The organism is Dyadobacter sp. CY345 (genome assembly GCF_021502725.1).
Classification (GTDB): domain Bacteria; phylum Bacteroidota; class Bacteroidia; order Cytophagales; family Spirosomataceae; genus Dyadobacter.
Genome location: NZ_JAKFFS010000001.1, coordinates 2,211,059 through 2,235,847, shown reverse-complemented (window position 1 = coordinate 2,235,847; position 24,789 = coordinate 2,211,059). Strand labels below are relative to the sequence as shown.

Annotated in this window: 24 protein-coding genes; 10 read left to right on the top strand and 14 right to left on the bottom strand. The window is 41.0% G+C overall.

Annotation, left to right across the window (positions count from 1 at the left end):
* Positions 1–69: 69 nt before the first annotated feature.
* Positions 70–1,362, bottom strand: a complete 1,293-nt coding sequence (locus L0657_RS09490) for a hypothetical protein (protein ID WP_235150347.1) — start codon at positions 1,360–1,362, stop codon at positions 70–72.
* 190 nt (positions 1,363–1,552) lie between these two features.
* Here L0657_RS09490 and proS point away from each other — a divergent pair, with 190 nt between their 5' ends.
* Both proS and L0657_RS09480 read left to right on the top strand, forming a co-directional pair.
* Positions 1,553–3,028 carry a proline--tRNA ligase gene (proS, locus tag L0657_RS09485; protein ID WP_235150346.1) on the top strand — a complete coding sequence of 492 codons (1,476 nt, stop codon included), beginning with the start codon at positions 1,553–1,555 and terminating at the stop codon, positions 3,026–3,028.
* Between the two features lie 67 nt (positions 3,029–3,095).
* Positions 3,096–3,527 carry a peptidylprolyl isomerase gene (locus L0657_RS09480; RefSeq protein ID WP_235150345.1) on the top strand — a complete coding sequence of 144 codons (432 nt, stop codon included), beginning with the start codon at positions 3,096–3,098 and terminating at the stop codon, positions 3,525–3,527.
* 65 nt (positions 3,528–3,592) lie between these two features.
* Here L0657_RS09480 and L0657_RS09475 read toward each other — a convergent pair whose 3' ends face one another.
* Both L0657_RS09475 and dprA read right to left on the bottom strand, forming a co-directional pair.
* Positions 3,593–4,222, bottom strand: coding sequence for a helix-turn-helix domain-containing protein (locus L0657_RS09475; protein ID WP_235150344.1), 630 nt, complete (start codon positions 4,220–4,222; stop codon positions 3,593–3,595).
* Between the two features lie 3 nt (positions 4,223–4,225).
* The gene (dprA, locus tag L0657_RS09470) at positions 4,226–5,365 is read right to left on the bottom strand and encodes a DNA-processing protein DprA (protein WP_235150343.1); all 1,140 of its coding nucleotides are present in this window, start codon (positions 5,363–5,365) and stop codon (positions 4,226–4,228) included.
* Positions 5,366–5,520: 155 nt separating this feature from the next.
* On the opposite strand from dprA, the gene L0657_RS09465 reads away from it, so the two are divergent.
* A complete protein-coding gene (locus L0657_RS09465) occupies positions 5,521–7,344 on the top strand; it encodes an alpha-amylase family glycosyl hydrolase (RefSeq protein ID WP_235150342.1) in 1,824 nt (607 codons plus the stop codon).
* 52 nt (positions 7,345–7,396) lie between these two features.
* Here L0657_RS09465 and lepB (L0657_RS09460) read toward each other — a convergent pair whose 3' ends face one another.
* From lepB (L0657_RS09460) to L0657_RS09425, 8 genes are all read right to left on the bottom strand, one after another.
* Positions 7,397–8,584, bottom strand: a complete 1,188-nt coding sequence (gene lepB / locus L0657_RS09460; RefSeq protein WP_235150341.1) for a signal peptidase I — start codon at positions 8,582–8,584, stop codon at positions 7,397–7,399.
* Between the two features lie 148 nt (positions 8,585–8,732).
* Positions 8,733–9,866 carry a signal peptidase I gene (gene lepB, locus L0657_RS09455; RefSeq protein WP_235150340.1) on the bottom strand — a complete coding sequence of 378 codons (1,134 nt, stop codon included), beginning with the start codon at positions 9,864–9,866 and terminating at the stop codon, positions 8,733–8,735.
* A 27-nt stretch (positions 9,867–9,893) separates the two neighbouring features.
* Positions 9,894–10,613, bottom strand: coding sequence for a 4-hydroxy-tetrahydrodipicolinate reductase (gene dapB, locus L0657_RS09450; RefSeq protein WP_235150339.1), 720 nt, complete (start codon positions 10,611–10,613; stop codon positions 9,894–9,896).
* A gap of 39 nt (positions 10,614–10,652) precedes the next feature.
* Positions 10,653–11,357, bottom strand: a complete 705-nt coding sequence (locus L0657_RS09445; protein ID WP_235150338.1) for a DUF5683 domain-containing protein — start codon at positions 11,355–11,357, stop codon at positions 10,653–10,655.
* Positions 11,354–12,283: a ParB/RepB/Spo0J family partition protein gene (locus tag L0657_RS09440; protein WP_235150337.1), complete on the bottom strand. Its 930-nt coding sequence runs from the start codon at positions 12,281–12,283 to the stop codon at positions 11,354–11,356. Before L0657_RS09440 ends, L0657_RS09445 begins: the two co-directional genes overlap by 4 nt.
* Positions 12,284–12,315: 32 nt before the next feature.
* Positions 12,316–13,113: a ParA family protein gene (locus tag L0657_RS09435; protein WP_090335931.1), complete on the bottom strand. Its 798-nt coding sequence runs from the start codon at positions 13,111–13,113 to the stop codon at positions 12,316–12,318.
* 163 nt (positions 13,114–13,276) lie between these two features.
* Entirely contained in the window at positions 13,277–14,299 is a 1,023-nt protein-coding gene (locus tag L0657_RS09430) for an SPASM domain-containing protein (protein WP_235150336.1), read from the bottom strand.
* 96 nt (positions 14,300–14,395) lie between these two features.
* Positions 14,396–14,857 (bottom strand): Lrp/AsnC family transcriptional regulator, encoded by a 462-nt coding sequence (locus L0657_RS09425; RefSeq protein ID WP_235150335.1) that lies wholly within the window; start codon positions 14,855–14,857, stop codon positions 14,396–14,398.
* Between the two features lie 186 nt (positions 14,858–15,043).
* Here L0657_RS09425 and ald point away from each other — a divergent pair, with 186 nt between their 5' ends.
* Positions 15,044–16,156, top strand: a complete 1,113-nt coding sequence (ald, locus tag L0657_RS09420; protein ID WP_235150334.1) for an alanine dehydrogenase — start codon at positions 15,044–15,046, stop codon at positions 16,154–16,156.
* Positions 16,157–16,210: 54 nt separating this feature from the next.
* Here the strand turns inward: ald and L0657_RS09415 are convergent, their stop codons facing one another.
* Entirely contained in the window at positions 16,211–16,756 is a 546-nt protein-coding gene (locus tag L0657_RS09415) for an outer membrane beta-barrel protein (RefSeq protein WP_235150333.1), read from the bottom strand.
* A 601-nt stretch (positions 16,757–17,357) separates the two neighbouring features.
* On the opposite strand from L0657_RS09415, the gene L0657_RS09410 reads away from it, so the two are divergent.
* The 4 genes from L0657_RS09410 to L0657_RS09395 all read left to right on the top strand — a co-directional run bounded on the left by L0657_RS09410 (position 17,358) and on the right by L0657_RS09395 (position 21,723).
* Entirely contained in the window at positions 17,358–19,184 is a 1,827-nt protein-coding gene (locus L0657_RS09410; RefSeq protein ID WP_235150332.1) for a DEAD/DEAH box helicase, read from the top strand.
* 78 nt (positions 19,185–19,262) lie between these two features.
* Complete coding sequence (locus tag L0657_RS09405; protein ID WP_235150331.1) at positions 19,263–19,802, top strand: DinB family protein; 540 nt, start codon at positions 19,263–19,265, stop codon at positions 19,800–19,802.
* Between the two features lie 91 nt (positions 19,803–19,893).
* On the top strand, positions 19,894–20,739 hold the full coding sequence (locus L0657_RS09400; protein ID WP_235150330.1) for a sugar phosphate isomerase/epimerase: 846 nt from the start codon (positions 19,894–19,896) through the stop codon (positions 20,737–20,739).
* 66 nt (positions 20,740–20,805) lie between these two features.
* Positions 20,806–21,723: a sugar phosphate isomerase/epimerase gene (locus tag L0657_RS09395; RefSeq protein ID WP_235150329.1), complete on the top strand. Its 918-nt coding sequence runs from the start codon at positions 20,806–20,808 to the stop codon at positions 21,721–21,723.
* On the opposite strand, the gene L0657_RS09390 is transcribed toward L0657_RS09395, so the two are convergent.
* A complete protein-coding gene (locus L0657_RS09390) occupies positions 21,720–22,688 on the bottom strand; it encodes a zinc dependent phospholipase C family protein (protein ID WP_235150328.1) in 969 nt (322 codons plus the stop codon). The genes L0657_RS09395 and L0657_RS09390 overlap by 4 nt on opposite strands.
* Positions 22,689–23,093: 405 nt before the next feature.
* Here L0657_RS09390 and L0657_RS09385 point away from each other — a divergent pair, with 405 nt between their 5' ends.
* The gene (locus L0657_RS09385; protein ID WP_235150327.1) at positions 23,094–23,498 is read left to right on the top strand and encodes a Dabb family protein; all 405 of its coding nucleotides are present in this window, start codon (positions 23,094–23,096) and stop codon (positions 23,496–23,498) included.
* 73 nt (positions 23,499–23,571) lie between these two features.
* Here the strand turns inward: L0657_RS09385 and ung are convergent, their stop codons facing one another.
* Positions 23,572–24,237 (bottom strand): uracil-DNA glycosylase, encoded by a 666-nt coding sequence (gene ung / locus L0657_RS09380; RefSeq protein WP_235150326.1) that lies wholly within the window; start codon positions 24,235–24,237, stop codon positions 23,572–23,574.
* 152 nt (positions 24,238–24,389) lie between these two features.
* Between ung and apaG the strand changes: the two genes are divergently transcribed.
* Positions 24,390–24,776 carry a Co2+/Mg2+ efflux protein ApaG gene (gene apaG, locus L0657_RS09375; RefSeq protein WP_235150325.1) on the top strand — a complete coding sequence of 129 codons (387 nt, stop codon included), beginning with the start codon at positions 24,390–24,392 and terminating at the stop codon, positions 24,774–24,776.
* The last annotated feature ends 13 nt before the right edge of the window (positions 24,777–24,789 follow it).

Below are 24,789 nucleotides of genomic sequence, written 5' to 3'. Positions count from 1 at the left end.
CCCTGCAAAAATATGACATTTTGCAGGGTCTAAATTATATTTTCAACGTATAAAAATCATTCCTGATTATCAGCGTGGACCTCTCGAAGAAGACGAACGACCACCGCCTCCTCCACCACCGCTACTTGGCGCACTGTAAGTCGGTGCACTGTAAGTTCTCGCTGGTGCATTATATGTGTTATTGCTTCTCGCCGGAGCATCGTTATAACTTCTGGTCGGCGCCTGATAAGATTGCGTACTGCGTGAAGGAGCAGAATAGTTAGACTGGCTTCTCGCTGGTGCGCTATAGGAATCGTTATTGTTAGTCCTTGACGACCGCGGCGTGTAAGTATTCAAATTATTGGAATAGTTACTTCCTGATGATTGTCGCGGACGAGAATAATAAGTATTTCCATCACTTGAATTATTATCTCTCGAATAAGTCCTTGCATTCGAATTACCATTCGCATTAGAAACCCCACGGCCACTGTTCGAGTAAGAACGTGCGTTAGACCTTGGCGCAGTATATTCACCAGACGTTCTGGCATTGCTGCGACCAACCGAATTCGATGAACGCGGAGTGTTTACAAAGTTAGAGTTATAACGATCTGAAGCTCTCACACCATTGCCTGAAACACGATTGCCGTAAGTTCTTGAATATCCTCTGCGATCAGTATTATTTACAACAATAACCGGAGCGTTGTAAGCCCATGGGTTATATCCGTACCCATATCCTCCGTAGCCTCCATAACCACCATATCCGAATGCATCGTATCCATAAAGCCCTGAACCGAAACCACCGTAGAATGGATCATATCCAAACGGACTGTAACCATACATCGAATATGGCGAGTAACCGAAGCCACCCATACCATAACCCATTCCTCCCATGCCGTAACCCATTCCCATACCATAGCCCATCGCAATCGACGGTCTCATTCTAAACATATTACCAAAGCCAAAGCCCAAGCCAAGGCTTAGACCGCTTCCTCCGAAATATGGATTAAAATTTGAATATGGGCTAAAACCGTAACCACCTGATAAACGTGTAGCTTGATTAAAACCATCCGTGAATCCAGCATTGTAACCAACATTATCGTTCAAATTTCTCTGAACACCTCTTGCTGAAAGGTACGAATCATCGTAGTAATCAGCACTACCAGCTAGTTGCTCTTCATCTGACCCCTGATAATCAGGATTATTTGAACGAGATAGCTCCTCTTGTGAACGCCCGCCTCTGGCACGCGAATCTCTTCTTACTTCTCCCGAATTTGGATTCCCTCCGTAAAGGTCATCATATCCCCCCTGAGATGCATATTGATTGTTGGTACAGGCACCAACACCAAATAGCAACATCACTGAGAGATACTTTAAATTATTCATGCTCCCCATGGCTCTTAGTAGTTTATAATGTTGTCTCTAATATACATAAAATTTTGTACCAGACTTTAATAAAACATCATTATTATGACATTAATTCCAAAGTTAACATAAAAAACTATCTTTGCAACTTGATTAAAAAGCGAGTTGACAAACCGTCATACTGCTTTCCATTACATAATATTTAAGAAGAATGAGTAAAGCCTTACCAACACGCAGTGAAAATTACTCCGAATGGTACAATGAACTTGTAAAAAGGGCCGATTTGGCTGAAACTTCCGCTGTGAGAGGTTGTATGGTAATTAAGCCCTACGGCTATTCTATCTGGGAAAAAATGCAGCGCGCATTGGATGATATGTTTAAGGAAACAGGCCATCAGAATGCTTATTTTCCCCTATTTATCCCGAAATCATATCTGAGCAAAGAGGCTTCCCACGTTGAAGGATTTGCAAAAGAATGTGCAGTTGTAACTCATTATAGATTAAAAAATGACCCAAATGGCGGTGGCGTAATTGTTGATCCCGAAGCCAAATTGGAAGAAGAATTAATCGTACGTCCAACATCGGAAACGGTGATTTGGAGTACATACAAAAACTGGATTCAATCGTATCGCGACTTGCCGCTTTTGATAAATCAATGGGCGAATGTGGTGCGTTGGGAAATGCGTACAAGATTGTTTCTAAGAACCACTGAATTTCTTTGGCAGGAAGGACATACTGCGCATTCGACTTCTGCGGAAGCGGTAGCGGAGACGAAACAAATGCTTGAAATCTATGCTCAGTTTGCAGAGGAATGGATGGCACTTCCGGTCGTGAAAGGTGTTAAAACAGCAAATGAACGTTTCGCAGGCGCTGTGGATACCTATTGTATCGAAGCACTTATGCAGGACGGAAAAGCGCTACAGGCAGGAACATCCCATTTTCTCGGACAAAACTTCGCTAACGCTTTTGATGTTAAATTCCAGGATAAGGAAGGAAAACTTGAATATGTTTGGGGTACCTCATGGGGTGTAAGCACACGTTTGATGGGTGCGCTGATTATGGCACATTCTGATGACAGCGGATTGGTTTTACCACCTAAACTTGCGCCTATTCAGGTAGTGATTGTTCCGATCTATAAAAATGAAGAACAACTTACCCAGATTTCTGAGAAGGTGAGTGAGATAACAAAAGAATTGAGGAAAAAAGGTATCAGTGTTAAGTTTGATAATAACGACGCTTACAAACCTGGTTACAAATTCGCTGAGTATGAATTGAAAGGCGTCCCTGTTCGTTTGGCGATGGGTGCCCGTGATCTGGAAAACAATACTGTTGAAATCGCACGCCGCGATACAAAGACGAAAGAAACTGTTTCACTGGAAGGTATCATCGAGCACATCAGCGCTTTGCTTGATAATATTCAGGAATCGATTTATAATAAAGCCCTAGCCTTTCGTGAAGAAAATACTTATAAAGTAGATACTTTCGAAGAGTTTAACAAGGTATTGGATACCAAAGGCGGCTTCATTCTGGCGCACTGGGATGGAACGTCCGAAACGGAAGAAAAAATTAAAGAAGAAACTAAAGCAACTATCCGCTGCGTTCCTTTAAATTCCGAAGATGAAGAAGGCGTTTGTATTTATTCAGGCAATCCTTCGTCGAGGCGTGTTGTGTTTGCAAGAGCTTATTGATAAGAAAAACTTTCAAACACTAGCAAGCATCACCTTAATATATTTTTTTACCATTATATCTAACAAAATGAAACAAGCACAAGCAGGTGATACTGTCCAGGTACACTACACAGGCACCCTTCCGGATGGCCAACTGTTTGATTCCTCAGCAGGACGTGAACCATTGTCATTTCTATTGGGAAGCGGACAAGTGATCAAAGGGTTTGATGATGGCGTTACAGGCATGGCAGTTGGAGATAAAAAAACAATCCATATTCCTAACGAAGAGGCATACGGACCTTTGAATGAAGATATGATCGTAAATTTCGAGCGCAGCCAGATTCCTGCTGATATTCCACTTGAAGTTGGTATCACGCTAAATATGCATCAGGATGGTAATGGCCAGGTTATCCCGGTTATCGTTAAAGAAGTTACAGAAACTCATGTGCTTCTGGATGCAAACCATCCATTGGCGGGTCAGGATTTGATCTTTGAACTGGAACTTGTTGGTATTGAGTAATTTATTGATAATACATAAAAACGGCTTTGAATTTTTGATTCAAAGCCGTTTTTATGTATATCCTTTTATTCAACCCATTTTAAACTGAATAATTCCGGTTTACCTTTTTTCAATCTCAACAACACCTGTTTCTCCGCCAGATCATTCAGCAAGCGTTCTGCCCTCTTTTCTGAAATATTTATTATTCTTGAAAACACTTTGGCTGTTACCGAATCATATTCCTTTAGATACTGAACCAAAGTTCTGACATGTCTGGAATCAAGTAAGGTTCGGGTGTCAAAGTCACTTTGTCCTTCAATAAACAGCCTTAAAGTTGGGACACTTTTATCTTTTACCCGGATATAAATCATTCTCTGCCCCTTTTCGTTGATTGCATAATGCGGACGTTCCTGGCTTTCGTCTATCTCTATTCTCAAAAGTGTCCTGTTGTCAAGCTTTTCGGATTTGAACCTGATGGGAACCATCTTATCGATTAATTCGGTACAGGCCTTTTCCAGTTTTTCCAGTTCACCCAGCTCCGAAGTGATTCCAAACAATTCGCGATTATCACCAACCCCCACAAGTAAAACACCTCCCGAAGTGTTGGCAAACGACGCAATCGTCTTTGCAATTTTAAATGGACTGTCTATTGTCCTTTTAAATTCAACAGTCAAACCCTCACCCTGTTTAATTAACTGTATTGTACTTTTTGTCATTATTTAAATTAATCCGTATTTCTTCCCCGGAAAGGATTTAACTATTCCCTGAAATTCAAGGTTTAACAATAACGTTGCCAGTTTATTCAGATGCATACTACTTTGCCACGACAATTCATCCAGCTGCATGCTCCCCTGCCGTTTTAAAAGTGAAAGAATTTGCCCCTCATCTTGTGTGAATCCGTCAAATACTAGGTTAGCGCTTTCAGAATCTTTCAAATTAGTAACACGCAAATCATTTTCTTTGTTCTGTAAATTCCAACCTATCGCCTCCGCCATTTCGTTCACGGAAGTGAAGATTGCGGCTTTGTTATCCCGAATTAGTTGGTTACAACCTTCCGACTGTGGATTGTTTAAATTTCCTGGTACCGCAAACACTTCCCGGTGATAGTTTTGTGCAAATTCCACAGTAATTAAACTCCCGCCTTTTTTCGCAGACTCTACCACGATTGTAATGTCACTCAACCCGGCAATGATCCTGTTCCTTGCTGGAAAACGCATAAAATCCGGTTTTGTATTTAATGCATTTTCTGTAACTAAACCACCGTTATCTTGCATCTCACGAGCAGTTTTCTGGTGTGTCGCCGGATAGATTACATTAAGCCCACTGGCCATAACTCCTATGGTTGTCAGTTCATGTTTAAGGCAGGCTCTGTGCGCAGTAATGTCTACGCCATAGGCCAGACCGCTGACAACAAGAGGATTAAAAGGAACGAGATCCTTTATGATACTTTCAGTTACACTTTTGCCGTAATCAGTAATTTGCCTGGTACCGACAATGCCAATTGTACGCTGATTATTGTAGTCAAAATTACCTTTCGAATACAGCATCACCGGTGCATCATAAAGTGACTTCAAGCGATTGGGATACGTTTTATCCGAGAAAAAATGAAGATCAGCACCGCTTTTTATACATTCATTCCATTCTTTTTCTGCCTCCGCGATGCCGTCCTTTTTAAGTATAAGTCTTGCAACCTTATCGCCGATGCCCGGGATTTTAATCAGGGTTTTATAATCCGATCTAAATACTTTCTCAGCACTTCCGCAGTAACTAATCAACTGTCGTATAGTGACTGATCCAATGCCAGGCGTATTGACCAAAGCAAGCGTGCAAAGCTTTTCACTTTCCGGTGATTCCAACATAGTAGTGTGTGTTTTGAATCGCAAATTATAAAATATTGATTCAAATTCAGTTTTTTCCGCAGTATAAAAACATATATACACGTCGCGATTTAAGGATATATACGTGGCACAGATTTTGCCATACATATCATAAATTCAAAAAGTCAAATCCCTACATGGAAAACCTAAATACAGACAACACCGACATCATAGAAAATTTTGAAGGGATGGGCGCAATCTGCCATCCGGAAGGAGTTCATTACAGAGTATGGGCGCCGAATGCAGACAGTGTTTCGATTATTGGAACATTTAATGACTGGGATGTAGAGGCGCATCCAATGCACAAAGAAGAAAATGGAAATTGGGGCCTTTTGGTTGAGAATTCAAAGGAAGATGATGAGTACAAGTTCGCTTTAAAAACACCTTACGGCGATTTTCAGCGTAATGACCCTTATGCTTTAAAAGTTACCAATTCAGTTGGGAATAGTGTTGTTTATAATCATGCAACTTTTGACTGGCAAGATGTAGATTACGCGATGCCTAGTTGGAATGAACTGGTTATTTACGAATTGCATATCGGAACCTTCAACGCAAAGGAAGAAAATAAGATCGGGACGTTTTATACTGCGATTGAGAAGCTAGATTATCTGAAAAGCTTAGGTATCAATGCTGTGGAGATTATGCCAAGTACCGAATTCCCGGGCGATCGCTCATGGGGATATAATCCGTCCAATCCATTTGCAATTGAGTCGGACTACGGTGGACCTGACGGTTTGAAAGCTTTTGTAAAAGCGGCCCATGAATATGGAATCGCGGTAATTTTGGACGTTGTTTATAATCACTTTGGCCCGTCTGATCTTGATCTTTGGAGATTTGATGGTTGGTCGGAAAATGAAGGCGGAGGAATTTATTTCTACAACGATTGGAAGGCAGAAACGCCATGGGGAGGAACGAGACCGGATTTCGGACGTGGCGAGGTCAGACAATATATTCATGATAACGCCATGATGTGGTTGCGTGATTACCGCATCGACGGTCTTCGCATGGATATGGTTGTTTATATCAGAAACGTGAAAGCCGACGGAAACCCTGGAAACGATCTTGAAGAAGGAATTTCCTTGATGCAGTGGATCAATAAAGATATAAGCGACAATTTCCCAAATCATATAACCATCGCAGAGGATATGCATTCTTTGGATATGGTGACTAATTCCGTCGAAAACGATGGTATGGGTTATGGTTCTCAATGGGATGCAGAATTCGTTCATTCCGTTCGTGATGCAATTATAACTGCCAACGATCAGGATCGAAATATTCCAAGCGTTGTTCACGCGATTACCAGTCGTTACAATTCCGATTCGTTTCAACGAATTATCTATACTGAATCACATGATGAAGTTTCGAATGGTCAGGCCAGGGTTGCGGAAGAAATTGCCAATGGCGATGTGAATAATTGGTACTCCAAAAAACGTGCTGCACTCGGTGTTGCGCTTGTTATGACTTCTCCTGGGATTCCAATGATCTTCCAGGGACAACCTCTTTTGGAAGATAAATGGTTCTCCGATACTGATCCGCTTGATTGGTCAAGACAAGAAATTTTCTCAGGATATACAAATTTACATCGGGATTTAATCCATCTTCGCCGAAACTGGTATGGAGTAACCGAAGGTTTGTTAGGTCAGGATGTTCATATTTTACGTGCTGATAACGAGAAGAAAATAATCGTTATGCACCGATACAAAAATGGCGGTCCGAAAGATAGTGTGGTTGTCGTCCTGAATTTTTCAACTGAAACTTTTCATGACTACAAAGTTGGTTTCCCGAGAGAGGGCTTGTGGAAACTTCGCTTCAATAGTGATAATACCTATTACGATCAGGAATTCTCAAATCTTGGCGTTTTTGATATCAATACAATGCCTGGTGATTTTGATAATATGCCTAATTTCGCAGCACTTGAAATTCCACCATACAGCGCATTGATATTCTCACAAGAAGAGTAATATTTAGTTCTCAAATATCAAAAAAGCTTCCCGGTCCGGGAAGCTTTTTTGCTTAATTAATCACTCTGAATAACCTGTCCCAGCGAATCTTATCGATAAAACGCAAAGGATCAGGATCAATAGACATCCATACAAATACCGCTTTTCCAACAATGTGATCCTTCGGTACAAACCCCCAATAGCGTGAGTCCGCAGAATTATGACGGTTATCCCCCATCATAAAATAATAATCCTGTTTGAATGTGTATTTTGTGATCGGTTTACCCGCCTGACTTAATACGCCATTGTTATTTGTTATGTCTGGATTTCCTTCAAAAAACTGAATTACTTCTCCATACAGGGCACTGTTTGAAGCGGTTAATTCAACTGTCATTCCTTGTTTTGGCACAACAATGGGCCCATAGTTATCCTTGTTCCAATTAAGCAAATCAGAATTTGGGAAAAGATAACTTTCCTTTATCCCTTTTGGCAGGACAGACAATTGAACGCGTTTTATAAAATCATAGGACTTTAATTTCTCAGCGGTTTGAGCTGCCGTTTTAACGATATATCCATTCTCATCATTGCCTGGTAAGGTATCGTCAAAGGTTTCGGTATATGGAGAATATTCAGTGATCCCGTTTTTTCGAAAAATATTCACCTCATTAATTGCTGTGCCGGATGAAATGAAGTAATCACTTTGCATACCAACTGGATTTTCACTTACTGTACCATTTACGTAAACCTGGCCAGCTATAATTTCCAGTTTATCTCCTGCCTGTCCCAAACACCTTTTAATATAATTTGTGCGAAGATCAATCGGATGCGGTTTTAAATTTGGCAGCACATTACTATACTTCTGATAAACACCCGGGTTTTCAGAAGGTATGTTAAAAACAACAACATCACCTCTTTTCACGTCAGAAAAACCTGGCAACCTCATTTCAGGCATTTTAATCCATTCGAGATAAGAAGGTATTTCGGTTCCCCAAATTGTCTGGTGCGTAAGCGGAACTTGCAGCGGCGTAATTGGCGTACGGGTTCCATAATGCAGCTTACTCACAAACAAATACTCACCAACCAAAAGCGTGTGCTCCATGGAAGAAGAAGGAATTACAAATGCTTCGAAAAACAACCATCTGATCAATGTTGCAGCAATAACGGCAAAAAAAACTGAATCCAGCCACTCCCGAAACGCAGATTTGGTTTTCTTTGTACTGATTGATTCGGCAATAGTATTGTTTTTCGGAAAGGTTATCATAATAGCAACATTTTAAATACAATATTGCAACATTTCAATATAATAAACAAACAACTATATATAATTTTATTATATAATTGAGGATTAAAATAAAAAAGGGAGAAATGCATTTAGCATCCCTCCCCCTTTTTCCTTAGTTCAATATTGCTTAGTTGATCACGCGGAACAATCTGCTCCATCTGATTTTACCGAAGAAAGTGGTTGGTGCAGGATCAATCGACATCCATACAAATACTGCTTTGCCAACAATGTGATCTTTTGGAACAAATCCCCAGTAACGCGAATCCGCCGAGTTGTGGCGGTTATCTCCCATCATGAAATAATAATCCTGATCGAAAGTGTAAGATGTAATTGCCTTACCAGCAATTTTTACATTGTTCTCTTCGAGCTCCACAGCATCTTTTCCTTCATAATTTTTGATTACTGGCCCATACAACGCAATGTTTTCGGGAGTAAGCTGAACTGTCATACCTTTCGCAGGAATTGTGATCGGTCCATAATTGTCACGGTTCCATTTGAATAGCTGAGAGTTTGGATATAACATCGGCTCACTTATTTCTTTTGAAGCCTTTACCAAAGTAACGCCCTTAACGAAATCATAAGTCTTTAATTTTGCCGCCAACTCAACTGTCGTGAAAACCAGATAACCCGACTGATCGTTGCTGGCAATCGTGTCGTTGAATGTTTCCTGATAAGAGTTGTATTCAGAAATTCCATTATCCTTAAAAACTTTCGCTTCGTTAACGCTCGTCGTAGTTGCAACAAAATACTCGTTTTCCATTCTTACAGGATTTTCAACGGCTTTTCCGTTAGCAAATACCTGAAGATCCCGAACTTCTAGTTTATCGCCGGGTAGTCCCATACACCTTTTAATATAATTGGTTTTCAAATCAACCGGATGTTGAAGCTCTGGTGGGTAATTAAAAACCACCACATCGCCACGTTTTACATCACTGAAACCCGGTAAACGAAATTGAGGTAATTGAATAGCATCGGTGTAGGAAGGAATATTTGTACCCCAAATGGTTTGGTGCGTCAATGGGACCTGTAAAGGTGTTTTTGGTGTACGCGTTCCGTAGTGAAGCTTACTTACAAACAAAAAATCGCCAACCAGAAGGCTATTTTCCATGGAAGGCGTTGGAATTGTAAATGCTTCAAAAAACAGCCAGCGAATAAGCGTAGCCGCAATTACTGCAAAAAGGACAGAGTCGAACCACTCTCGGACTGCCGATTTTTTATGTTTTGGTGATGTCGTAGAGTTTATTCCCTTATTAAAAGCCATATTAGAAATTATTGAGCGTTACGTGTATTAATCTAAATTTTTTAGGAGATCATCCATGCCAAAAACACCTTGTTTTCCAGGAAGCCATTCAGCTGAAACCACGGCACCAAGTGCGAAACCAGCCCGGTTATGAGCCGTATGCGAAATTTCAATCGTATCCACGTCTGATTCGTAACGGATAATATGTGTACCCGGAACTTCGCCTTCTCTTTCAGCAGTGATCGTGATAAAGCCACCTTCAATTTCCGGAGCCAGTTTCCATCCTTGCACCGCTTTGTTTTCAGCCGCTACTCCTTCTGCAAGCGTTATTGCTGTTCCGCTTGGGGCGTCAAGTTTGTGGATATGGTGAATTTCAGTCATAGAAGCCTGATAGCCCTGACCATTCATCAATTTTGCAAGATGACGATTTAAGCGGAAGAAAAGGTTAACACCGATACTGTAATTGGAAGCGTAGAAAAACGATCCCTGCTCAGCTTTGCATAACTGCTCAATTTCTGTCCGATGTTCAAGCCAGCCCGTTGTACCACATACAATTGGCCATCCTTTTTTAAGACAATAAGTAATATTTGAATAAGCAGATTCTGGTGAGCTAAATTCTATGGCAACGTCAACATCATCTTTTCCCAAAGAGTCCATTTCGGACCGGTTTTGAAGATCGATTTTTCCAGCAATACTGTGGCCTCTTTCAAGAGCAATCTTTTCGATCGTCTTACCCATTTTGCCGTAACCCAGCAATAATATTTTCATTTTAAAAACTTAAATTCCAATCAATACTTTACTAATAATCTATCTCTTAAAATTAAACACCAGACTAATGCCGGGTGTTGGTCTGGTCATATTTGGCTGCTGAACCTTTGGTGCTACATTCAAAGATAAATCTTCTGAAAGGTCAAAAGTCTTTAAATGCGCTGCCACGTTTGCCTCAATAATGGAAAGTGCGTAAAGTGCTACGGTGAAAACAATCGCCGTCTCGCGAAAACGTCTGTAACGATTTTTTTCTCTCCTTACCTGGTCGACTGTCAATGCAAGTGAATCAACCCGTTCTCCATTTAAGATACCTCCGCGATAAAATACCGGCAAACGGGTATCAGATGTTACGCCATCTTTCAACTGGCCGTATTTTGCACTACCTTCATTGAGATCATAAAAGGTCTTGTAACCTCTCACAAAATCCTGATAACGGACATTCCAGTAAATTGCCGTCCACGTCCCACCTGCAAAAGCAGCGTAGACCAGTGGGACTTTCCAATAATCACGGTTATAAATTTGCCCGGATCCTGGTAAAATTGCCGCCAATTTAGTAGCTTTCTTAGGATTAGGAACCCATTTTTTGTTTGTTTTTAACAAAGACGTATCCCCTTTCACAATCGCTGCCGTATCTGAAACCACGATTTTGACAGCTGCTCCTTTCTCACCATCCGGTCTGACAGTCTGCGCATTTCCTCTACCTGAGATAAAAAGAACGATGCCGATTAAAAACCACTTTTTCAAGCCTTCCCCTCAAATTTCAATGTTTCCAAAATCTTCTTCAATTCATCCTGCGAACCAAAAGGAATTTTGATTTCACCCTTATGGTCATCACTGCTCTTTACAGAAACCTTGGCTCCAAAAAACGAAGACAGTTGAAATTGCAATGACTTTATTTCCTGATTAAGCGCAACAGGTTTTTTTGTTTCAAAAGACATGCTGCTCATCATACCTAGTTTCCGAACCTCTTCTTCTACCTTCCGCACCGACCAGCCTTCTTCAATAATTTTATTAAAAATCTTTAACTGTATCTGATCGCTGTTGATTGTGATAATCGCACGTGCGTGTCCCATACTGATCCTGTTGTCACGCAGCGCAGCCTGAATCACCGGTGGCAATTTCAAAAGACGGATATAATTATTGACAGTTGTCCGGTTTTTACCAACGCGAATACCAAGTTCTTCCTGTTTTAAATTACATTCCAGAATCAGTCGTTGATAACTTAATGCAATTTCAATAGAGTTAAGATTTTCCCTCTGGATATTTTCAATAAGCGCCATTTCCAGCATTTGCTGGTCATTGGCGGTACGTACATAAGCAGGAATACGAAGCATACCAAGTGACCTGGAAGCCTGCAAACGCCGTTCTCCTGAAATAAGCTGGTACTGATCCGGGCCTAATTGCCTGACCGTTATCGGCTGGATTATTCCCTGCACCCGAATCGAATCTGCTAATTCCTGAAGCGCCTCCTGATCAAATTTTGTTCTTGGCTGATAAGGATTTGCCTCAATCTGGTCCAGCTCGATTTCGTTCATGGATCCAACGGCATCCATAGAAGACGGCCTCGTGTTTGGGCGCGGGGTGTTATTGACCTTGTCAGAGTCCTGCAACAGTGCTCCCAGGCCTCGACCAAGACCGGTCATTTTTTTATTTTTATTGCTTGTTTCCATTCTGCGCTATGATCTCCCCTAAATACAATTGATCAATTAACTCCCTGATGTGCATCCGTTGACAGCAATCCGTTTTTAGTCAGGATTTCTCTGGCCAAATTAAGATAACTGATGGCACCTTTGCTATCTGCATCCTGCGCCAAAACAGGGATCCCATAACTTGGCGATTCACTTAGACGGATATTTCGGGGAATGATTGTATTAAATACCAAGGATTCGAAGTGACTCGTGACTTCATTAACCACCTGGTTCGACAAACGTAAGCGAAGGTCGTACATGGTCAGAAGAATACCCTCAATCGCAAGATTCGTATTCAACCGCGACTGAATGATTGTGATGGTGTTCAGAAGTTTCCCCAGACCTTCCAATGCAAAATATTCACATTGAACGGGTACGATGACAGAATCTGCCGCTGTTAAACTATTGATCGTTATTAAACCAAGCGAAGGAGAGCAATCAATGATGATGAAATCATAATCGTCACGAACTTCGGCAATCGCATCTTTCATGCGCTGCTCACGATTTTTGAGGTTAATCATTTCTATTTCCGCCCCGACAAGATCTATATGCGAAGGCAATAGATTGAGGTTAGGAAAATCGGTTTCCAATATTACCTCGCTCGTACGAACGTCCTCTACCATACATTCGTAGATGCTGTTCTGCATTTCCTGAGGATTAAATCCCAGTCCTGAGGTGGAATTCGCCTGCGGATCTGCGTCAATAATAAGCGTACGAAATTCTAATGCTGCCAGGCTGGCAGCGAGATTTATTGCAGTAGTAGTCTTACCTACTCCGCCTTTTTGGTTTGCAATTGCAATTACTTTGCCCATGAATTGTTTGAGTTACCAGTGCCAAATTTCAATTATTCGGAGCAAACCACCAAAAAATGTTCCACGCAGTTTTAACAAAAACTGATTAATCACTGAATATCAATCGATTGAATCAGATTAATATTTGTTAATTTTCTTAAAAATTGGAAAATTGACGAATGTTTCACGCCCAAACCTCAGTTCCTTCGGTGCAATTCTTGCACATTTCAATCTCTGAGCGCGAGCGAATCAGTGAAGCACGGAAGTCAGTATATTTCTTTCCACGCCATAAATCTTTGAAAGTTGAGCGTTTCATATCGCCTAACTGGTACTCTGCGTCCTTGTCAAAACAGCAAGGCACAACGGCTCCATCCCAGGTAATAACACAGGAATGCCACATTTTCCAGCAATGGTCTACAAACTTATTTTTGATTGAAAAGCGCCCTGACTCTTCCTTCTTATAGCGGGAATATTTATCGATGGTTGGTATAAGCTCAGAACCTTCTTCATAGTCATAGATCTGAGCTGTTTTCAAACCCACTTCATCCACACCCATTTCCTCGGCCAGCTTTTTCACATCTTCAATCTGATGTTCATTAGGCTTTACAACTAGAAACTGGAAAATCACATGTGGCGTGCTCGATTTCAATTCTTTTTTCCACTTAATAATATTTCGTGTCCCTTCCAGCACTTTTTCCAATTTTCCACCGATCCGGTATTGTTGATAGGTTTCCTGCGTCGTGCCATCGATTGAAATGATCAAACGATCCAGGCCAGACTCAACAGTTTTCCTTGCTTTTTCATCCGTTAAATAATGAGCATTGGTAGAAGTTGCAGTGTAAATTCCTTTATCATGTGCATATTGCACCAGTTCAAAAAACTTAGGATGCAGATAGGGTTCGCCCTGGAAGTAAAAAATCAGATACAAGAGCGTATCTGCCAATTCGTCGATGGTTTTTTTATATAATGCTTCTTCCATCATACCGGTTGGCCTGGTGAACGACCGCAAACCGCTTGGACACTCAGGGCAACGTAGATTACAGGAAGTTGTCGGTTCAAAGGAAATTGCAATCGGCATACCCCAATGAACTGGTCTACCCGTAGATTTTGAGTAAAAATAACTGCTTAATATCTGAATGGCGTTCCAGGCACGCTTAGGCGTTACTTTCGACATCAGGTTCAAACCATCTTTTAAATTCTTATTCATTCTATTAATTTTTAGCCAGCTTACCGGCATCTGCAATCCGAACTGAGCTTATAAACAACACTTTGAACACGGCTTACCAAACAAACTCCAAATCCTTCAACGTAAAGAAATACCGGTCGAGTACTTTATTTCTGAGATTACGAAGTAACTGCTAATGTGTAACACGCTTTTTAGTGCAGAAAGTTTATGCTGGTAAAATTGATTATAAGCCTCGCCGTCTTCTACCACCACTTTCAACATATAATCAAAATTGCCTGAAACAACCGAGCATTCCAAAACTTCACTCATATTAACGATCGCCTGGTTGAAATCTTCAAAACTTTCACGCTTCTGCTTATCTAGTGTTATGTTGCAATAAACGATGAGCGATTTCCCAAGTTTTCTGCGATTTAAAAGGCAAACATATTTATCAATAAACCCTTCCCTTTCCAGTTTACGGATACGGTCGTGGACGGGTGTTACAGAAAGATTGATCCGGCTCGCAATTTCTTTCATTGTGAATTGTGCATTTTCTTGCAGAAGTTCCAAAATCCGGCGATCTGTGGTATCGAGTTGCATAGAAAGTAATTTTTTATAGTTCAGGCTGATTTTGGGGTAAATGAAAGAATATTTTTCTTTAAAACTTAAATCTAATAGTTTTTATTTCTATATTTTTCTATCAGAAAAGAATGTTTTTCCTCAATCTGGTAATTTTACAAACCAGACAAGATTCACTCTTTTCCAAAAATAAAACATTCGATTACTATGATCATCGGAGTTCCGAAAGAAATCAAAAACAATGAAAACCGTGTGGCCGTTACGCCAGCCGGAGTAACTGAGTTTCGCAAACATGGCCACGCGGTTTACGTTCAGACGGAAGCGGGAAAAGCAAGCGGTTTCTCAGACGAACAATATGCCGAAGCAGGTGCGGTAATTCTTCCCTCAATCGAAGAAGTTTACGCAATTGCTGAAATGATCGTAAAAGTAAAAGAGCCAATTGCAAGCGAATATGCGCTTATCAAAGAAGATCAATTGTTATTTACCTATTTCCACTTTGCTTCGTCAGAGCCGTTGACACATGCGATGATCGAACGTAAGGCTGTTTGCCTTGCTTACGAAACGGTGGAAAGAACTGACAGAAGCCTTCCGCTCCTAATTCCAATGAGCGAAGTAGCCGGACGTATGGCAATCCAGGAAGGTGCGAAATATCTTGAAAAACCTATGGGTGGATTTGGAATTTTACTTGGCGGCGTTGCCGGAGTAAAACCTGCAAACGTACTGGTTTTAGGTGGTGGAATTGTTGGAACACAGGCTGCGAAAATGGCGGCAGGTTTAGGTGCCAATGTCACGATTGTAGATATAAGCCTTGCGCGTCTTCGTTATCTTGAAGACATCATGCCTGCAAATGTTGACACGGTGATGTCAAACGAATACAATATCCGTGATCTTGTAAAAAGCTCAATCCTGATTATTGGCGGCGTATTGATCCCGGGCGCAAAAGCTCCTTCATTAATTACCCGCGACATGTTGAAACTGATGAAGCCAGGCACTGTTATGGTCGATGTAGCGATCGATCAGGGCGGATGTTTTGAAACTTCCCATGCAACCACTCACGAAGATCCAATCTATGAAGTTGATGGTGTTGTCCACTATTGCGTGGCAAACATGCCGGGTGCTGTGCCTTATACATCTACACTTGCATTAACAAATGCCACGCTTCCATATGCTTTGCAGCTCGCAAACAAAGGATGGAAAGCAGCATGCGCGACTAACGAAGAACTGCGTAAAGGACTTAATGTTGTAAACGGAAAAATTGTTTTCAAAGGTGTTTCCGATGCTTGGAACTTATCTTATACAGAGGTGAGCGAAGTGTTATGATTTATATATAATGTTAAGACAAGGGCTGTATCCAATCGATACAGCCCTTGTTTTTTACAAGCCAAAGTTTTTGGACATCCCAAATCCCACGCCGCTGCCGAAATTCAAGCCGAAACTATTTGTTTTATTCTGGCCCTTTACTTTGCCGGTTGCGAAACCAAGACTTCCGAAATTAAAGTTTAGTGCAAACCCGTTTTTCAGATTGACTCCGATTGCTGGAAAAAGCGTGGATTCAAATCCATTCATTTTTACACCAGCCGTTTTGCCCGCCAAGAAATTGGTATTCAACTGGCCATACACTGCAAAAATATCCGACAACGGATAGGCATAACGAACAAACGGGCCAGCACCAAAAGAAGTTGTTTTGATCTCAGGTGAACCTGTCTTTGCTGAGGTTGTCTTCAAATTCACCCCTCCCGTCCAGTGGTCATTCCACTGATATCCTACCCCCGGTGAAAATTCGAAACTGCTGGTTTTAATATCCATAGCAGATTTACTCGAATTGATCCCTAAATTTCCATAAACAAGAACTGTATTGCTCTGAGCATAAGAAGATAAACCAGCGCAGGCAAGCATTACGCCTAAAAGGTACTTTTTCATTGTAGTGTGTTTTATATTTGCGTTAAAACTTTCACCTGATTCGGTGATTTGCTACTTTATACGGGCTTAATGCAAAAAAGTAACTGTGGCCCGACATAAAGAAAAAGTTATTTCCTGCATGATAATGGATCATTTACAGCAAGCTAGACTATCCGGTAGACTCAGCTTTCTAAAAATATTACAATTATTATTTCCCAGAGATTTGCATATTAAATATTAATTCGTACTTTTGTAAAAAAATTAGAACGAACATCCGTTCGCTTCTCTGCTTCATATCACGGTCCGGCGATTATTATTTAACGCCACCAACCTTTAAAACGCCTGGTTGGTTTTACCCGTTTCGTCATGCAGAGCCCCACGGATGTCTTGTGGTGGGCTTAGCGCAATCCCTTAAATTTAAAATACTCGAAGTCATCAGCGTTGTTGTACCAAACCGGTTTCGCGGTTTACCTTAACAATCAGACATGATTTCAAATTGTGCAGGTTTTCAATATTGTATTTGATATTCGTCATGAAGGATATCGGGTCTGATATTGCTGGCAACCTACTGACTTCTAATTCTTAAAAATAATTTTTAAAGAATTTAACAATAATAAGATAGATGACTACTGAAACAATTGAGACAATTGAAGATTTTGAGACCTTCGCTGATTTAGGACTCTCAGAAAACATCCTTAAAGCCTTAACTGAAATGGGGTTCACCAAACCCTCTCCAATACAAGCGCAAGGTATCCCTGCTGTTATGCAAGGATCTGACGTGATTGGTCAGGCTCAAACGGGAACCGGAAAAACTGCTGCATTTGGAATACCTGTACTTGAACGTATTGACACATCTAGCAATGCTGTTCAGGCACTTATACTTTGCCCTACAAGAGAATTAGCTGTACAGGTTTCTGAGGAAATCGGAAGACTTGCTAAATTTCAACGTGGAATTAAAATTGAAGCTATATACGGTGGTGATTCTATTGATCGCCAGATACGTTCGTTGAAAAAAGGTGTTCATATTGTTGTAGGAACTCCTGGCCGCGTAATGGATCACATGCAACGCCGCACTTTGAAGTTTGATGAAGTACGTATGATGGTACTTGATGAAGCGGATGAAATGCTTGACATGGGTTTCCGTGAAGATATTGAAAGCATTTTGGCTGACATGCCTGAAGATCGTCAAACGATTCTTTTCTCGGCTACAATGTCTAAGCCGATTATGTCTATCACAAAACGCTTCCTAAATGATCCGATATTGATTAAAGTGGTTCGTAATGAGCTGACTAACGTAAATATCGAACAGGTTTGTTTTGAAGTAAAACCACAGGCAAAAGTGGAAGTAATGACTCGTTTGATCGATATGTATCATTTAAAATCATTACTTGTATTTTGTAACACAAAGCGTAAAGTTGACGAGATCGTTGAAGATCTTCAGCTTCGCGGATATGCATCAGAAGGTATCCACGGTGATTTGCGTCAGCAACAACGTAGCAATGTAATGAGCAAATTTAAGGCTGGCGTAACCACCATCCTTGTTGCAACTGACGTAGCTGCCCGTGGTATTGACGTTAGCGGTCTTGACGGAGTTATCAACTACGATATTCCATTGGATGAAGAATATTACGTACACCGTATCGGCCGTACAGGTCGTGCCGGTATGTCCGGAAAAGCTTTCTCTCTGGTTGCACGTGACGAAAAGTTCCGTTTGAAAACTATTGAGAATTATACAAAAGTAAAAATCGAGAAAGGCGTTATTCCTTCTTATGAAGATATCGTTGGTGTTCGTAAGGCTCGTTTTGTAGAAAGTATTTCTGCTGCAATTCAGGAAGGCGACACAGATCTTTATCAGGATGTTCTGGAAATGTTGCGTCACAGCGGTTTCACAACAGAACAAATTGTTGCTGCTCTTGCTAAGCAAATTATGGGGGTTCAGAAAAATGAATACTCAGAAGGAAATCTTGCATGGGAAGAAAGACGTGGCGGAGAAGGTCGTCGTGAAGGCGGAAATGACCGTTTCGAACGTCGCTCTTCAAGCGCAACAGGCGGACGTTTCGACAGAGGCAGCCGCGATGGTGGAAGCCGTGACGGCGGAAGTCGTGGAGGAAGTGACCGTTTTGCAAGCAGAGAACGTTCTGGCAGCGAATCACGTGCACCGCGTGAACCACGTGAGCGTGATGGAGAAGCAAAACGTACAGCGGCACCGGAAGCTGGTATGACTCGCCTTTTCCTAAGTCTTGGACGTAAGGATCATATCATGCCTCGTGATATCGTTGGAGCAATTGCTGGTGAAGCAAATATTCCTGGTAAAACAATCGGCGCAATTGATATTTATGATAAATTTACTTTCGTTGACGTTCCGGAACGTGATGCTCGTACAGTATTGCGCGCAATGGACGGTAATACGATTAAAGGTAAAGCAGTACAGATTGATATTGCAAAATAATCAGTTGGTTATTTCTGACACCAATATATGAATTGAAAAGGGACTTGTAAAAGAGTCCCTTTTTTTGTTGTTTTCAGGATGGAAAATAATCAAAAACCCGAAGTCTGGCTGCGCGGACCGCTTGCTGACATACCTCCGCTGCTGCAACCTGTCGCGCAGGCAATTTTGCAGGTTCAAGAGGAAATAAATTCTCTTGACAACAGCTTCCCAAACGAATTATTATGGAAAAAACCCGCAGGACTCGCATCCGTAGGATTTCATATGCAACATCTTGCCGGTGTTCTGGATCGTTTGCTTACCTATGCGCGGTCTGAGCCACTGACTGAGGAGCAGCTTCAATATCTCAAAAGGGAAAGTGAGGAGCCATTTCCAGGTTGTACCTTTATTGATTTACTGGAAAATCTGAATAAGCAAATTTCCAGCACAATCGCGCAAATAGAAGGTACTGATTCTGCAACCCTTTTAGAAGTTCGCATGGTTGGCCGGTCACAAATTCCTTCAACACATCTAGGATTACTTTTCCACGCCGCAGAACATACCACCAGACATTTTGGTCAGCTATTTGTCACTTTTCAATTCTTGCGCTCAGGTTTGTACAATATACCAATTCCAGATTAAGCTGTATAACTTAGACAATTAACGAATGTTGAGTAGTTCGATAAACACCCGAACTTTTCTAGGTGTTTATTTTACATTATTATTCAAATTCATGAAATTTTCAAAATCTACAATCCTTTTCTCGCTGTTTGTTTTATGCAGCTTTGCTGCTTTCGCCCAAAAAACTCCCGAGGATAAAATGGGTTGGAAACTTGGCGCTCAGTCATATACCTTTCGTTTATTCACTTTCGATGAAGCCCTACGCAAAATCGACAGCTGTGGATTGAAGTATATAGAAGCATTTCCCGGGCAGAAATTGGGCGGTGGTTTGGAAGGCAATATGGATTTTAAAATGGACGCCGCCAAACGCCAGGAAGTAAAAGCGCTTCTTAAGAAGCACGGCATAACGATGACTGCCTTCGGCGTTGTGAACGCAAAAGATGAAAGCGAATGGAAAATATTGTTCGAGTTTGCCAAAGATATGGGAATCCTGAATATCAATACAGAGCCTAAACCTGAGCAATTTGCCTACATCGCTCCGCTTGCCGATCAGTATAAAATTAATGTTGCGCTTCATAACCATCCGAAACCTTCACATTACTGGCATCCGGATTCTGTTCTGAAATATGCCGCAAAAAGTAAATTTATTGGGTCATGTTCGGACATTGGACATTGGGTTCGTTCCGGACTGGATCCTGTGGAATGCCTGAAAAAGCTGGACGGTCATGTGCTTGGATCTCATTTTAAAGATGTGGTGAAAGACACGCCCGATGGCAAATACCATGATGTTGTCTGGGGAAAAGGTGATAGCAAAGTGGATGCGGTTATTTTGGAGCTGAAACGTCAAAAATTCAAAGGGCCAATATCTGCTGAGTATGAGTACCATTGGGAAAATAGCAGTGCGGAAGTGGCGGAAAGCGTCAAATATTTCCGAAGCTCTTTCGAAAAATCAAAATAAAATTGCCGGAAATACAGTTTAAAACCAAGACAATAATTTCCTTTTAATCCTAACAGTACCTTTTTTATGACTTATAATCGCCGATTATTTTTAAAATCAGCTGGTGTTGCCGCCGCAGGCACTCTGGCCTTCTCCCTCTCGTCATGTGGTGGATCCAAAGAAAAATCGTCCGAAAGTACCGACTCAACCAGCCTTTCGTCGACAGGCGCATCTGGCGCTCCTTCTATCCCGGATTTCGGTTTACAATTATATAGTGTGCGTGATATCATTGCCGCAGATCCAAAAGGCGTATTAAAACAAATTGCTGGTTTGGGTTATAAAAAGATTGAAAGTTACGCCGGCGACAAAGGATTTTTATGGGGTATGAAACCAAAGGAATTCAAAGCATACATGGACGAGCTTGGGATGACCATTGTAAGCACCCACGCAGATACGACAAAAGATTTGGAAAAAGCGGCGGCGGAAGCCTCAGAAGCCGGCATTTCTTACTTGCTGCAACCGTATATCGGCCCGCAGAAAACATTGGACGAATGGAAAAAACGTGCGGATGAATTTAACAAACGAGGCGAAATCTGCCAGAAAGCTGGTATTAAATTCGGCTACCACAACCACGATTATTCTTTCAAGGAGCAGGACGGAAAACTACCACAAGAAATTTTACTTGACAACACAGACAAATCGCTTGTTCACTATGAACTTGATTTGATGTGGATCGTGGCTGCGGGTAAGGATCCTGTTGCACATTTGAAAAAGTACGCCGGCCGCTACGATCTTTGCCATATTAAAGACCTTGTAAGCAAGCCAGAGCCACATTCTGTTGATTTGGGAACTGGCGAGATCGACTTTGCAAGTTTATTAAAAGTAGGTTCCGACAGCGGTATCACACAATTTATTGTTGAGCAGGAAGAATATCCGGGATCGGTTATTACAAGTATTGGAAATGACGCCGAGTATATGAAAAAACTAGTTTTCAAAGAAGCCTAATCATCACTTTCTGACCTGATACGCAGAAGCCGCTGTAACCAACTCCGTTGTTCAGCGGCTTCTGCTTTTTTCTCCTTTTCATCTGGAGCGAAATCTTTCATTTTTCGCAAATCGGGCTGTCCCGCGTTTATCCAGCACGTGAACCACAAGTTGCCGACCATCTCAACTGACGCCTTCATTTGCCGTTCGACCTGACCTTTTAACAAGTTATGGTACTGTTCTGAAAATTCCTGAGAGTAGGTTCTCACCAGGAAATTATTCCTCAATTCATAACTGAACTTCTTGTCCGGATCGAAAGATTCGCTCAGATGCTTTTCAAACAAAAAAACGGAGTCACTGGCCAAATGTGCACGATTCACAGAATTCCAGACAGTTTCGGCGAGATTATCAATATAAACAGCCTGACCAATCCATAAATCGTAGTCCTGCACATAAAGCTCTGGAAGACGGGATTCCCAAAATGCATGAATCCCCTCCTGCCCCGTTAGTTGTCCGTTATAATTTCTGGTCGTGTGCAACGGTACATTTGAATCCGCAACGTAATGTCCCAGATCCGCAGAAATCCGTAAAATTCGCCGTGTATCCTTTTCCTTAAATGCATCTGTCAACTGGAATGCCGCCGATTGAATAAACCACGGAACAATGCCGTGTTTTCTTAAACTGTCCTCTCCTATCTTTTTAACAGCGGCAGACCAGAATTTGGGCAAAATTGCCAGCGCACTATCTCCGTAAACATCAAGATCGATAAAATGTCTTTCAGCTTCGCCAACTACGGCATATCTTCTCCGGTCGGGATTTACTGCATTTTCCGTAAGATAGTCGATATGTTTTTTGTAAAAATACTGCATCTCCGGCGGCAACCTAAACACAGCCAGACGGTTGATTCTTTTGTGCGCCCAGAATCCCCACTTAGGCCCAAATCCCGATTCAAGCGTTAAAATGAGAAGCACGAAAATCAAAATCATCGGTTTTTTCAAAAAAACTTTAAATTTTTTTCGAAAATTATCATCACTTATTATTGACGAATCCATATAAAGTTTGGTGTGTGAACATTGCTATTTATCACCGCTTTATACTTGTTTTCACGAAAAAAGTAACGTTTTAACCAATTTTTAAACTTGATTTCAGTATTACATAAATTTTAAAAATCATCTCACTAAATTTTAATCCCTACCTCTACATTTCTGACAAAAGAGGCAAAACAGCGTTTGCAAAATAAAATATCGCAGAATTAAACTTGACAAATTAATATTTTGAGAAATACGTAAAATACAGAATACATTATATTATTTATAAAAATAGTGCAATGTTAATTATTTGTTTTATTTTTGTTTAGTAATAGAATTAAGGGTTAAGCCGACATAGAAATAATGAGAACTAAAAATAAAACACTAGGATATTTACTGCCAGTATTTCTGCTGAGCATTTTTATGCTAATCATTTACGGAGCTTATGTTCCGCACAAACCAGCAGAAACGCAGCGTGTTGTTTGTATCAAATTCAAACCTGGTACAACTTCGGAAGACATCGAAAAACACATGCGTGATTTTGCTGTATTAAAAAATAATGTCAACGACGTCGTAGCCTATTCGGCTGGTCGTGTACAAAATTCAGAAGGAGGCGAAAAGGAATATGATGTTGTTCATTATTTGACTTTCCGTACTAACGAGGCAGCGAAACAATATGCAACGAATAAGGATCGCACAGCTTTCGTGAAAAGCAATGAAGCCCACTGGGATAAAGTATTGGAAATGAATTCCAATATCGACAGGTAATTATTAAATAGTAATAGGAGTGAAAATTATTAAAAAGAGTCGGGAATTCCCGACTCTTTTTTTGTTCCTTCGATTACCAGATAATTGGTTTCAACCCACGTTGGCTTAAATAATCATTGGCCTGACTGAAATGTTTACAGCCGAACCACCCTCCGTAATTTGCAGCCATTGGCGAGGGATGTTTGGCTTTTAAAACATGATGTTTATTTTCATCGATGATTTTCCCTTTATCCTGAGCATATTTACCCCAGAGCATAAAAACCAGATCTTTTTTTTCGTCAGACAAACATTTGATCACAGCATTCGTGAACGTCTCCCAACCTTTATTCTGATGAGAACCGGCCTGACCTGCTTCGACCGTCAGTGTAGCGTTGAGCAATAAAACTCCCTGATCAGCCCAACGTTCCAGATTTCCTGATTTTGGAATATCAATTCCCAAATCTTCCTTAATTTCCTTAAAAATATTCAGTAGCGATGGAGGCATTCTTACACCATCGTTCACCGAAAAACAAAGTCCGTTTGCCTGTCCAAATCCATGATAAGGATCCTGACCTAAAATTACAACATTACAGTTGTCAAATGTGCAATGATTGAAGGCGTTGAAAATCTGTTTTGCGGGTGGAAATATTTGTTTTGTTGTGTATTCCTGCTTTACAAAATCAGTCAGCGCACCAAAGTATGGTTTTTCAAATTCCGCTGACAGTCGTTTTTTCCAGGATTCTTCTATTTTAACATCCATGCTTTTTTGTTATTGAATTTAAAACCAAATTAATTGTTTTTTGATTTGGTTTTATCACTAAATGATGACTATTTTCGTTTAAATTGAAGTTTACAAAAGACATACCACCAGGCTTTGTCTGCTGGAATATTTGATCAATATCCTTAATGCATATGGTTTCGAAAGTAACAGACGGCGTTAAAGTCACAGTATTAACTGAGTATCAGCCGGATTATTCGAATCCGAGACAGGATCACTTTGTGTTTACTTACAAGATTCTCATTGAAAATCATAGTGAGCATACAGTGAAATTGCTTCGTAGGCACTGGTTAATATACGACGCTAACGGAACTGTCAGAGAAGTAGAAGGAGAAGGCATTGTGGGTTTACAGCCTGTTTTGGAACCTGGCGATATACACGAATATGTATCAGGCTGCAATTTACGTACAGATCTTGGGAAAATGTCAGGTACCTATCTAATGGAAAGAGTGCTGGACGGACGCCAGTTTCGTGTAATCATCCCCGCATTTTCACTCGTTGTTCCATACCGGCTTAATTAAAATCTTTCACACC